Source organism: Labrys sp. KB_33_2 (assembly GCF_052114505.1).
Taxonomy (GTDB): domain Bacteria; phylum Pseudomonadota; class Alphaproteobacteria; order Rhizobiales; family Labraceae; genus Labrys.
The window spans coordinates 233482-246213 of record NZ_JBFREW010000006.1 but is presented as its reverse complement, the minus strand read 5'-3'; the positions used below and the strand labels follow the sequence as shown (position 1 = coordinate 246213).

Below are 12732 nucleotides of genomic sequence, written 5' to 3'. Positions count from 1 at the left end.
AAGGCAAAACGCGTTTTAGCGAAAACGCACTTTGCTCTGGCTCGTTGATCGAACGCGTTTTGCGATTCTTGGTGACTCCACCAAATCGCAACACACCTTGGGCCGGGATCGTCTCCCGTTTCCGGCCTGTCACAGCGCTGAATTTTCGTTTCGCGATGTTGATCGCGGCACTGAATTTTGCGAAGTCGAGTTTGGAAAGAGTCTGGACTGCGTCTTGCATTCCAGGCCTGATCGTCAAGGTTATCCATGGCCAAGTTGATCGTCGACGGACAGGAAATCGAGGTCCCGGCGGAGTACACACTCCTCCAGGCCTGTGAGGTCGCGGGTGCAGAGATCCCGCGTTTCTGCTTCCACGAGCGCCTGTCGATTGCCGGCAATTGCCGCATGTGTCTGGTCGAGGTGAAGGGCGGTCCGCCCAAGCCCACGGCCTCCTGCGCCATGGCGGTACGAGACCTCCGTCCTGGCCCGAACGGCGAGCCGCCGGTGGTGCTCACCAAGAGCCCTATGGTCAAGAAGGCTCGCGAAGGGGTGATGGAGTTCCTGCTCATCAACCATCCGCTGGACTGCCCGATCTGCGATCAGGGCGGTGAGTGCGACCTGCAGGACCAGGCCATGGCCTACGGCGTCGACAAGAACCGCTATGCCGAGAACAAGCGTGCGGTCGAGGACAAGTATATCGGCCCGCTGGTCAAGACGGTGATGAACCGCTGCATCCATTGCACGCGTTGCGTCCGCTTTACCACTGAGGTGGCCGGCGTCTCCGAACTCGGCGCCATCGGCCGTGGCGAAGATATGGAGATCACCACCTATCTCGAAAAGGCGATGAGTTCCGAACTGCAGGGCAATGTCATCGATCTCTGCCCGGTCGGCGCCCTGACCTCCAAGCCCTATGAATTCCATGCCCGTCCCTGGGAGCTTTCCAAGACCGAATCCGTCGACGTGATGGATGCGGTGGGCTCCGCCATCCGCATCGATGCGCGCGGGCGGGAAGTGCTGCGCATTGTGCCGCGGACCAATGAACTGGTGAACGAGGAGTGGATCTCCGACAAGACCCGCTTCATCTGGGACGGCCTGCGCACCCAGCGCCTCGACCGACCCTATCTGCGTGTCGACGGTCGCCTGAAGCCTGTGAGTTGGCAGGAGGCCTTTGCCGCCATCGCGACCAAGGTGAAGGCAGCCAAGCCTGAGCGCATCGGCGCCATCGCCGGCGATCTCGCCGCGGTGGAAGAGCTGTTCGCGTTGAAGGATCTCATCGGCAAGCTCGGTTCCAAGAACCTCGATGCCCGCCAGGACGGCGCCAAGATCGATCCCGCTTTGGGCCGGACCAGCTACCTTTTCAACCCGACGATCGCTGGTCTCGAAGAGGCGGACGCGATCCTGTTGGTCGGCACCAATCCGCGCAAGGAAGCGTCGGTCCTCAATGCCCGCATCCGCAAGCGTTGGTTGCGCGGCGTCAAGGTTGGCCTGATCGGTGAACAGGCCGATCTGACCTATGGCTATGATTATGTCGGAGCCGGCCCCGATACCCTGGCCGAGCTGGCTGCCAGCAAGGGCTCGTTCGCCGACCTGCTGAAGGGGGCGGCCAAGCCCGTCATCATCGTGGGCGGCGGCGTCTATGCGCGCGCCGACGGTGCGGCCCTGCTTTCGCTGGCCGCCAAGGCAGCCCAGGCCCTCGGCGTGGTCAAGGACGGCTGGAACGGCTTCGGCGTGCTGCACAATGCAGCCTCGCGCGTGGGAGCGCTCGATGTCGGCTTCGTGCCGGGGGAGGGCGGTCTCGATGCAGCCGGCATGGCTAAGGACGGGGCACTCGACGTGCTCTTCCTGCTCGGCGCCGACGAGGTCACCATCGAACCGGGCGCCTTCGTGGTCTATCAGGGCAGCCATGGCGACCGCGGCGCGCATCGTGCCGATGTGATCCTGCCGGCGGCAGCCTATCCGGAGCGCTCGGGCCTGTTCGTCAACACCGAAGGGCGGGTCCAGCTTGCCAACCGCGCGGCGTTCCCGCCGGGTGAGGCGCGCGAGGACTGGGCGATCCTGCGGGCGCTCTCTGAAGCGCTCGGCGCCAAACTCGGCTACGACTCGCTCGATGCCTTGCGCAAGACCTTGTTCGCGGCCATTCCCCATCTCGGCCGGATCGGCGAAGTCGCCGCCGGCGATGCCTCCGGCGTGACGGCCCTGGCGGGACTTGGGGGAGACGTCGACAAGTCGGCCTTCGCGGCAGCGATCAGCGATTTCTATTTGACCAACCCCATCGCGCGCGCTTCGGCCGTGATGGCGCAGTGTTCGCAGCTCGCCTCCGGCGCGCTGCCGCTGGCGGCGGAATAAGGACGGGCCATGACGATCTGGGAAACACTGCTCTGGAAGGTCGGCCTGCCGCTGGTGCAAAGCCTGGTGCTGCTGGTCTGCCTGCTTGTCTTCATCGCCTATTATCTGCTGGCCGACCGCAAGGTCTGGGCGGCCGTGCAGCTGCGACGCGGGCCCAACGTGGTGGGTCCGTGGGGGCTGTTCCAGTCCTTCGCCGACCTGCTCAAATTCGTGCTCAAGGAGCCGGTGATCCCGGCAGGCGCCAACAAGGGCGTCTTCCTGCTTGCCCCCTTCGTGACCTGTGTGCTCGCTCTGGCGGGCTGGGCGGTGCTGCCGGTGGCGGCCGGCACCATGATCGCCGACATCAATGTCGGCGTCCTCTACGTTTTCGCCATCTCCTCGCTCGGCGTCTACGGCACCATCATGGCGGGCTGGGCCTCGAACTCGAAATATCCCTTCCTGTCAGCCCTGCGCGCCGCCGCCCAGATGGTGTCCTATGAAGTCTCCATCGGCTTCGTCATCATCACCGTGCTGCTTTGCGCCGGTTCGCTGAACCTGACGGCCATCGTCGACGCTCAGCAGAGCCGCGGCCTCGCCAGCCTGATCGGTCTGCCCTGGCTGACCTTCCTGAACTGGTACTGGCTGCCGCTCTTCCCGATGTTCATCATCTTCTTCATCTCGGCCCTGGCCGAGACGAACCGGCCGCCCTTCGACCTGGCCGAAGCCGAGTCCGAACTCGTGGCCGGCTTCATGGTCGAATACGCCTCGACGCCTTACCTGCTGTTCATGCTGGGCGAGTATGTGGCGATCATGACCATGTGCGCCCTGACCACCATCCTGTTCATGGGTGGCTGGAGCGCGCCGATCGATCTGCCGCCCTTCACCTGGATCCCGGGCTTCATCTGGTTCCTGGTCAAGGTGACCTTCGTATTCTTCATGTTCGCGATGGTAAAGGCTTTCGTGCCGCGCTACCGCTATGACCAGCTGATGCGTCTCGGCTGGAAAGTCTTCCTGCCGCTGTCGATCGCCATGGTCGTGATCGTTGCTGGCTTCCTCCAGATCACCGGATGGGCACCATGACCGCCGCCAATCCCAGCCGGCCGCGTGTCGGTCTCGATCAGGCCGCCAAGGCCCTGTTCCTGAAGGAATTCGTTTCGGCCTTCTTCCTGTCGATGCGCTATTTCTTCAAGCCGAAGGCGACGCTGAACTATCCTTTCGAAAAGGGACGGTTGTCGCCGCGCTTCCGGGGTGAGCACGCCCTGCGCCGTTATCCCAACGGCGAGGAACGCTGCATCGCCTGCAAATTGTGCGAGGCGATCTGCCCGGCCCAGGCCATCACCATCGAGGCCGGCCCGCGCGGCAATGACGGTACGCGGCGGACCACCCGCTACGACATCGACATGGTCAAATGCATCTATTGCGGCTTCTGCCAGGAAGCCTGCCCGGTGGATGCCATCGTCGAGGGGCCGAACTTCGAGTTCGCCGTCGAGACGCGCGAAGAGCTGTTCTATGACAAGGATCGTCTTCTGGCCAATGGTGACCGCTGGGAGCGGGAAATCGCCAAGAATATCGCCAAGGACGCGCCTTATCGCTAGGCACCGAGCGGACCTGCGGGGCCGAGTTTGTTTGTAGTGCTTCAGCCACGCTGAAGCGGTTGAGACTAGACGGCACGGAAACGAGCCGGAGAGGGGTTTGAACATGAATGTGGCGACAGCCTTCTTCTACCTGTTCGCCTTTGTTTGCGTGGCATCGGCCTTGATGGTCATCCTGTCGCGCAACCCTGTGCATTCGGTGCTCTATCTGATCCTGGCCTTCGTCAACGCGGCCGGCCTGTTCATGCTCACCGGGGCCGAGTTCCTCGCGCTGATCCTGATCGTGGTCTATGTCGGCGCCGTCGCCGTGCTCTTCCTCTTCGTGGTGATGATGCTTGACGTCGATTTCACCGAATTGCGGCAGGGCTTCCTGCAATATCTGCCGATCGGTTTCCTGGTCGGCCTGATCGTGCTGATCGAACTCCTGATGGTGGTGGTCGGCTGGGCGATCTCCCCCGGCATCGTCGTCAATCCGCAGACGCAGATCGACACCTCCGTCACCAACACCGAGGCGCTCGGACGCGTGCTCTACACGCACTATGTCTTCTTCTTCCAAGGCGCCGGGCTGGTGCTGCTGGTGGCCATGATCGGCGCCATCGTGCTGACGCTGCGCCACAAGGAAGGCGTCAAGCGCCAGAATCCGGCCTTGCAATCGGCGCGCACCAAGGCGCAGTCGGTCGAGGTCGTCAAAGTTCAGCCAGGGCAGGGGATCTGACACATGGCCGTCGATCTTTCCCATTTTCTCGCCGTTGCCGCCGTTCTCTTCACCATCGGCGTGCTTGGGATTTTCATCAACCGCAAGAACGTCATCGTCATCCTGATGTCGGTGGAACTCATCCTGCTTGCGGTGAACATCAATATGGTCGCCTTCTCCGCGGCGCTGCATGACATTACGGGCCAGGTCTTCACCCTGCTGATCCTGACGGTCGCCGCCGCCGAGGCTGCGATCGGTCTGGCCATTCTGGTGGCGTTCTACCGCAACCGCGGTTCGATCGCCGTCGAAGATATCAACGTGATGAAGGGCTGAGGGCGTGTATAACGCAATTGTCTTCCTGCCGCTCCTCGGCTTCCTGATTGCCGGCATCGCCAACATGCTGACCTGGCGCCTGGCGCCGGCCGATGCCGCCGAGACCTCCGGACATGGTCATGACGACCACGGCCATGGCTCTCATGCTGCGCATGGACACGATGACCATGGCCATGATGCCCATGGTCATGACGATCATCACGCCGTCGAGGAATCTCCCCACTCCCCAGGCAAGATCCGCTTCGCCGAGTATCTGACGACGGGCCTGCTCTTCCTGTCCTGCATTTTGTCCTGGGTCGCCTTCATCAATGTCGGCTTCAACGGCGCCACCACCACGGTGCCGGTGCTCGACTGGATCCATGTCGGCAAGCTGCAGATCGACTGGGCCCTGCGCATCGATACGCTGACGGCGGTCATGCTGGTGGTGGTCACCACCGTGTCCTCGCTCGTCCACCTCTATTCCATCGGCTATATGGAAGAGGATCCCTCGCGGCCGCGCTTCTTCGCCTATCTGTCGCTGTTCACCTTCGCCATGCTGATGCTGGTGACCTCCGACAATCTGGTGCAGATGTTCTTCGGTTGGGAAGGCGTCGGTCTGGCCTCCTATCTGCTGATCGGCTTCTGGTACAAGAAGCCCTCGGCCAATGCAGCCGCCATCAAGGCCTTCGTGGTCAACCGCGTCGGCGACTTCGGCTTCTCGCTCGGCATCTTCGCGGTGTTCGTCATCTTCGGGCAGGTCGGCTTCGAGGGTATCTTCAAGGAAGCCGCCGGCAAGGCTGCTACCACCATCCACTTCCTCGGCTATACCCTGCCGGCTCTGGAAGTCGCCTGCTTCCTGCTGTTCATGGGCGCCATGGGCAAGTCGGCGCAGTTCCTGCTGCACACCTGGCTGCCGGACGCCATGGAAGGCCCGACGCCGGTCTCCGCGCTCATCCACGCCGCGACCATGGTCACGGCCGGCATCGTGATGGTGGCGCGCTTGTCGCCCCTGTTCCAGCATGCCCCTAATGCGCTGGCCTTCGTCACCTTTATCGGCGCTACCACGGCCTTCTTCGCCGCTACCGTGGGCCTCGTCCAGAACGACATCAAGCGCGTCATCGCCTATTCGACCTGTTCGCAGCTCGGCTACATGTTCGTGGCTCTGGGTGTCGGCGCCTACAATGTCGGCGTGTTCCACCTGTTCACGCACGCCTTCTTCAAGGCCTTGCTCTTCCTCGGTGCCGGTTCGGTGATCGTGGCGATGCATCACGAGCAGGACATGCGCAAGATGGGCGGCCTCAAGTCGAAGATTCCATGGACCTACGCGGCCATGATCATCGGCACGCTGGCGCTCACCGGTGTCGGCCTGCCCTTCACCCAGATCGGCTTCGCCGGCTTCAATTCCAAGGATGCCGTCATCGAGGCGGCCTGGGCCAGCTATGCCGAAAGCGGCCGCCTGATCCCGCTCTATGCCTTCTGGATGACGATCGTCGCCGCGCTGATGACCTCCTTCTATTCCTGGCGCCTGATCTTCATGACGTTCCACGGGCAGACCAGGGCTGATGCGCACACCTATGATCATGCGCATGAATCGCCGCTGCCGATGATGATCCCCCTCGCGGTGCTGTCTGTCGGCGCGGTGATCGCCGGCATGGCCTTCCACCATGCCTTCATCACCGAGGAAGGGCTGGAGCATTTCTGGCGCGAGGCGGTCTCGCTGGGCGAGGGCACCAAGATCCTGGAGGGCATGGAGCACGTTCCGGCGTTCGTGCATCTGGCGCCCTTCACCATGATGCTGATCGGCTTCCTGACGGCCTACTACATGTACATCGTCAAGCCGACGGTGCCGGCGGCGATCGCCGAACGCAATCCGCTGCTCTACAACTTCCTGCTCAACAAGTGGTATTTCGACGAGCTCTATGACTGGGCCTTCGTTCGCCCGGCCAAGTGGCTCGGCCGCTTCCTGTGGAAGAAGGGCGACGGCGCCACCATCGACGGTCTCGGCCCGGATGGTGTTTCCGCCCGCGTCGTCGACGTCACCCGCGGCGTCGTCAAGCTGCAGACCGGCTATCTCTATCACTATGCCTTCGCCATGCTGATCGGCATTGCGGCCTTGTTCACCTGGTCCATGCTCGGAGGCACGCACTGATGTCCTGGCCGGTTCTTTCCGTTACGACCTTTCTGCCACTGGTCGGGGTGGTGCTGATGCTCGTGCTTCGGGGCGATCCCGAAGGCGTGAAACGCAATTCGCGCATCATCTCGCTGTGGACCACCATCGCGACCTTCGTCGTCTCGTTGCTGCCGCTGTTCGCCTTCGATCCGGCGAATACCAGCTTCCAATTCGTCGAGAACACCAACTGGCTCGGCGGCACCACGGGTGGCGCCATCAACTACCGCATGGGCGTCGATGGCATCTCGTTGCCCTTCGTCATCCTGACGACCTTCCTGATGCCATTCTGCATCCTCGCCTCCTGGCGTTCGATCCAGAACCGCGTGCGCGAATACATGATCGCCTTCCTCGTGCTGGAAACGCTGATGATCGGCGTGTTCTGCGCGCAGGACATCGTGCTGTTCTACCTGTTCTTCGAAGGCGGCCTGATCCCGATGTTCCTGATCATCGGCGTCTGGGGCGGGCAGCGGCGCATCTATGCCAGCTTTAAGTTCTTCCTCTACACGCTGCTCGGCTCGGTGCTGATGCTGATCGCCATCATGGCGATGTATTGGAACGCGGGCTCCTCGGACATCGCCGTGCTGCTCAAGCACCAGTTCCCGGCCCATATGCAGACCTATCTATGGCTGGCCTTCTTTGCCTCCTTCGCGGTGAAGATGCCGATGTGGCCGGTGCATACCTGGCTGCCTGACGCGCATGTCGAAGCGCCGACGGCGGGCTCGGTGATCCTGGCCGGCATCCTTCTGAAGATGGGTGGCTACGGCTTCATCCGCTTCTCGCTGCCGATGTTCCCCGCGGCCTCCGAATATTTCGCGCCGCTGGTGTTCACCCTCTCCGTCATCGCCATCGTCTACACCTCCCTGGTGGCGCTGATGCAGGAGGACATCAAGAAGCTGATCGCCTATTCGTCGGTCGCCCATATGGGCTTCGTCACCATGGGCCTGTTCTCGATGAACGAGCAGGGCGTGCAGGGGGCGATCTTCCAGATGATCTCGCATGGCATCGTCTCGGGCGCGCTCTTCCTCTGCGTCGGCGTCGTCTATGATCGCATGCATACCCGCGAGATCGCGGCCTATGGCGGCTTGGTCAATCGCATGCCCTGGTATGCGCTGGCGCTGATGGTCTTCACCATGGCCAATGTCGGCTTGCCCGGCACCTCAGGCTTCGTCGGCGAATTCCTCACGCTGGTGGGCGCCTTCTCGGCCAACACCTGGGTGGCCTTCTTCGCCACGCTGGGCGTGATCCTGTCGGCGGCCTATGCGCTCTGGCTCTATCGCCGGGTCGTCTATGGGGCGCTGGAGAAGCCGAGCCTGGCCGGCATCGCCGACCTGACGGGCCGGGAATTCATCATCCTGGCGCCCCTGGTTCTCCTCACGATCTATTTCGGTGTCTATCCCAAGCCGATCCTGAACATGAGCGAGGCTGCCGTCACCCATCTCATCCAGGCGGCGAAAGCTGCCAGCGTTGCGCTTAACTGATCCGAAGGCGAGCCATGTCTGCTTCTGAAATTGCAACGGCGCTTCCGGAGATCGTTCTGGTTCTCGGCGCTATCGCATTGTTGATGATCGGCGTCTTCTCGGCGCCCCGCGGCTACGGCCTCGTCACCACGCTCTCGGTGCTGCTGCTGGCGGTGGTCGTGGTGCTGGTGGCAATCAGCCATGACGGCAAGGCCTTCAACGGGTCCTTCACCGTCGACGCCTTCGCGCGCTTCACCAAGATCCTGGTGCTGATCGGATCGGGGGCGGCCATCCTGATGTCGGGCGACTTCCTGCGCTCGAGAGGCATCGAGAAGTTCGAATATCCGGTGATGATCCTGCTGGCCACCACCGGCATGTTGATGATGCTCTCGGCCAACGACCTCATTGCCCTCTATATCGGGCTCGAACTGCAGTCGCTCGCCCTCTATGTGATTGCCTCGATCCATCGCGACGATCTGAAGTCGACCGAAGCGGGCCTCAAATATTTCGTCCTCGGCGCCCTTTCCTCGGGCATGCTGCTCTATGGCGCCTCGCTGATTTACGGCTTTGCCGGTACGGTGTCGTTCACCGGTATCGCCACCGCCGTGCAGGGGCATGTCGGCCTCGGTCTGGTCTTCGGCATTGTCTTCCTGCTTGCCGGGCTGGCCTTCAAGATTTCCGCCGTGCCCTTCCACATGTGGACGCCCGACGTCTATGAGGGCGCTCCCACGCCTGTGACGACGCTGTTCGCCGGCGCGCCGAAGATCGCGGCCATGGGCTTGATGGTCCGCGTGATCATCACGTCTTTCCCCTCGGCGCTGGCGCAGTGGCAGCAGATCGTGGTGTTTATCGCGATCGCCTCGATGGCGCTTGGTTCCTTCGCCGCCATCGGCCAGAGCAATATCAAGCGACTGATGGCCTATTCCTCCATCGGCCATATGGGCTTTGCCCTGGTCGGCCTGGCGGCGGGCACTTCCGAGGGCGTTCAGGGCGTGCTGATCTATCTGGCGCTCTATCTTGCCATGACCCTCGGCACTTTCGCGGTGATCCTGTCGATGAAGCGCAAGGGCGTCTATGTCGAGAGCATCAGCGATCTTGCCGGCCTGTCGCGGACGGATACCTTGACGGCCTATGCCTTGGCGGCCCTGATGTTCTCCCTGGCCGGCATCCCGCCGCTCTCTGGCTTCTGGGCCAAGTGGTACGTCTTTGTCGCCGCCGTGCATCAGGGACTGTGGCCTCTGGCGATCCTCGGCGTGCTCTGCAGCGTGGTCGGCGCGTTCTATTATCTGCGCGTCATCAAGCTGATGTTCTTCGACGAGCCAGCCGAGGCCTTCGAGCCGATGCCGGTGACACTGCGTGCCGTGTTGGTGCTCGCCACCATCGTGACCGTATTCTTCATCGTCTGGCCGACGTTGATCACCGGCCCGGCCGCGACGGCCGCAGCCCTCGTCGCGGCTGCGGGCTGATGCTTTTGAGGCGATGAAACTCGGAGCAGGAGCACAGGCGGCAGGCTTCCGTCATCTACACTTCGACAGCATTGGCTCAACCAATGCCGAAGCGCTGGAACGTGGCCAGGACCGTCTGTGGGTGACTGCCGGCGAGCAGGTAGCAGGCAAGGGGCGGCGCGGCCGCCCCTGGAGTTCGCCAAGAGGCAATCTTTATGCTTCGCTCCTGCTGGTCGATCCGGCTGAACCGAGGCGGGCGGCGGATCTGTGCTTCGTCGCCGCGCTGGCGCTGAGTGATGCCGTGTTGTCAACGGCCCCTCGGGCGGCTCCGGCCCTGGCGTTGAAATGGCCCAATGACGTACTGATCGGCGGGGCCAAGGTGTCCGGCATCCTGGTCGAAGGTGCCCATGCCGGCGGCGGCTTTTCGGCGGTCATCGGCTGCGGCGTCAATATCGCCAGCCATCCGGATGGCACGCCTTATCCTGCCACGCATCTGGCCATGACCGATGCGACCGTCAATGTGGTGAATTTCTTTGCTGCCTTGACGGATGGCTTCGCCCGGCGCCTGGAGCAATGGCAGCGGGGCCTCGGCTTTGCGACGATACGGGAAGCATGGCTGGAACGTGCCGCAGGTCTCGGGCGCAGGATCGTGGTGCGGCTGCCCTCTGGTGACATAGACGGCGTATTCGAGGCCTTGGATGCGGAAGGGGTCCTGATCCTGCGGGACGATTCCGGCGCGCGTCGGGAAATTTCCGCAGGCGAGATCTTCTTTCCGGGCCTGCTTTCTTGAGCAAAGCGCGTCCGGAGCATCGTGCCGAAGGGTGGGCGCCGGTCTTCGGCGAAAACGATGCGACGACAACGACCTGCTGCATCTGGCCCGCTTCCGACATCGGGTCCGATGCTGTAGACGGAAACCCTCTTTTGCTCGAACTCTCTGGTTCGACGCGTTTTTGCGATTCTTGGCGATTCCGCCAAGCTGCAAAACGCTTTAATTCATCCGATTCATGAACATGTCGGTTGCCACGCTTGTAGCCGGTTATGAAACAGTGGCGCGTTCGCGCCCGTAAGGAACCTGATATGGCACGCGACACCACCGATCTTGTCTTCTGCGCCCTGGGCGGCATCGGCGAGATCGGCATGAACATGGCTCTCTATGGCTATGGACCGGCCAACAAACGCCAATGGCTGATGGTCGATTGCGGCGTATCGTTTGCCGATGACAATTTGCCCGGCGTCGATCTCGTCATGCCCGACACGCGCTTTATCGAAGGCCAGCGCAAGAACCTGACTGGCATTGTGATCACCCATGCGCATGAGGACCATTTCGGCGCGCTCATTCACCTGGCGCCCAAGCTGCAGGTGCCGATCTACGCCACCAGGTTCACGGCAGCCCTGCTGGAAGCCAAGCGCCTGCATGATCCGGATGCCCCCAAGCTCGACGTGCGCATCATCCCGTCCCAGGCCCGCTTCACCTTGGGTCCGTTCGACATCGAATTGATCAATGTCGCTCATTCCATTCCGGAATCGAACGCGCTGGCCATCCGCACGCCGGCGGGCATGGTCATCCATACCGGCGACTGGAAGATCGACGAGACGCCGGTGATCCCGCCCCGCACCGATTCCGAACGCCTGAAGGCGCTGGGCGACGAGGGCGTGCTGGCACTGATCTGCGATTCCACCAATGCGATCCGCGAGGGACGCTCGCCTTCCGAGCGTGACGTCGCCAAGAGCCTTGGGGAAATCATCGCCGCCAAGAAGGGCAGGGTGGCGGTGACCACCTTCGCCTCCAATGTCGGGCGCATCCGCTCGATCGCCGAAGCCGCCATGCAGAATGACCGCAGCGTGGTGCTTGTCGGCCGGGCGATGGAACGGGTCTGCCAGGTTGCACGCGAATGTGGCCTGCTCGACGGCATTCCCGATTTCCTCAGCCCGGAAAGCTATGGCTTCCTGCCGCGCGAGAAGGTGGTGGCCGTGCTGACCGGCAGTCAGGGTGAACCGCGCGCCGCGCTGGCGCGTATCGCCCGCAGCGAACACCCCGAGGTCACCCTGGCCAAGGGCGATACGGTAATTTTCTCCTCGCGCACCATTCCGGGCAATGAGAAGGCTGTCGGCAACATCATCAATGGCTTGGTACGGCAGGGCGCGGAAATCGTGACCGATCGCAACCAACTCGTGCATGTTTCCGGACATCCCCGCCGTGGCGAACTCACGGACATGTATCAATGGACCCGGCCGAAGATCGCCATCCCCGTCCATGGCGAGGCCTGGCACCTCGCCGAGCACGCTGACCTTGCCCGTTCGCTCGGGGTGCCCGAGGTCGTTGCCGCCGGTGACGGCCAGATCATCGCGTTGCGGGAGGGCGGCACCCAGGTGGTGGACGAGGCACCGACCGGCCGCATCTGCCTCGATGGTGATGTGCTGATCAATGCGGCGGAGGAAACCATCCCCCAGCGGCGGCGTCTGTCCTGGTCCGGCGCCGTCTCGATCGCCCTGGCGCTGTCGGAGAAGGGCGAGATCGTCAACGAGCCCGATGTGAAGTTTTCGGGTCTGCCGCTGCGCATCGGCGATGGGCGCCTGATGGACGAGGTCATTGCCGAGGCGGCCCTGCAGGTGCTCGAGAGCCTGCCCAAGCCGAAGCGGCGTGATCCGGACGCGGTGGAACTGGCGGTCGAGCGCGCCGTGCGTTCGGCCGTGAACGGGGTATGGGGCAAGAAGCCCGTCTGTCATGTGATCGTGCTGGTGGTCTGATAGGCGGCTT

General features: G+C 62.8%; 10 protein-coding genes. All 10 read left to right on the top strand.

Translation table 11 applies throughout. The features are described 5' to 3' along the window. Nucleotides 1-246 precede the first annotated feature (246 nt). A complete protein-coding gene (nuoG, locus tag AB4037_RS13445) occupies nt 247-2325 on the top strand; it encodes an NADH-quinone oxidoreductase subunit NuoG (RefSeq protein WP_441771857.1) in 2079 nt (692 codons plus the stop codon). 9 nt (nt 2326-2334) lie between these two features. After that, nucleotides 2335-3384, top strand: a complete 1050-nt coding sequence (nuoH, locus tag AB4037_RS13440) for an NADH-quinone oxidoreductase subunit NuoH (protein WP_434956623.1) — start codon at nt 2335-2337, stop codon at nt 3382-3384. Continuing rightward, a complete protein-coding gene (nuoI, locus tag AB4037_RS13435) occupies nt 3381-3899 on the top strand; it encodes an NADH-quinone oxidoreductase subunit NuoI (protein ID WP_068282998.1) in 519 nt (172 codons plus the stop codon). Before nuoH ends, nuoI begins: the two co-directional genes overlap by 4 nt. A gap of 103 nt (nt 3900-4002) precedes the next feature. Beyond that, nucleotides 4003-4611, top strand: coding sequence for an NADH-quinone oxidoreductase subunit J (locus tag AB4037_RS13430; RefSeq protein WP_434956622.1), 609 nt, complete (start codon nt 4003-4005; stop codon nt 4609-4611). 3 nt (nt 4612-4614) lie between these two features. Further along, nucleotides 4615-4923, top strand: a complete 309-nt coding sequence (gene nuoK, locus AB4037_RS13425; RefSeq protein ID WP_068282543.1) for an NADH-quinone oxidoreductase subunit NuoK — start codon at nt 4615-4617, stop codon at nt 4921-4923. A 4-nt stretch (nt 4924-4927) separates the two neighbouring features. Beyond that, nucleotides 4928-7051: an NADH-quinone oxidoreductase subunit L gene (gene nuoL / locus AB4037_RS13420; protein ID WP_434956621.1), complete on the top strand. Its 2124-nt coding sequence runs from the start codon at nt 4928-4930 to the stop codon at nt 7049-7051. Next, nucleotides 7051-8550 carry an NADH-quinone oxidoreductase subunit M gene (locus tag AB4037_RS13415; protein WP_434956620.1) on the top strand — a complete coding sequence of 500 codons (1500 nt, stop codon included), beginning with the start codon at nt 7051-7053 and terminating at the stop codon, nt 8548-8550. Before nuoL ends, AB4037_RS13415 begins: the two co-directional genes overlap by 1 nt. Before the next feature lie 14 nt (nt 8551-8564). Next, the gene (nuoN, locus tag AB4037_RS13410) at nt 8565-9995 is read left to right on the top strand and encodes an NADH-quinone oxidoreductase subunit NuoN (RefSeq protein WP_434956619.1); all 1431 of its coding nucleotides are present in this window, start codon (nt 8565-8567) and stop codon (nt 9993-9995) included. 13 nt (nt 9996-10008) lie between these two features. Next, nucleotides 10009-10764 carry a biotin--[acetyl-CoA-carboxylase] ligase gene (locus AB4037_RS13405; RefSeq protein ID WP_149255050.1) on the top strand — a complete coding sequence of 252 codons (756 nt, stop codon included), beginning with the start codon at nt 10009-10011 and terminating at the stop codon, nt 10762-10764. 287 nt (nt 10765-11051) lie between these two features. Further along, complete coding sequence (locus AB4037_RS13400; RefSeq protein WP_441771856.1) at nt 11052-12722, top strand: ribonuclease J; 1671 nt, start codon at nt 11052-11054, stop codon at nt 12720-12722. Nucleotides 12723-12732 lie beyond the last annotated feature (10 nt).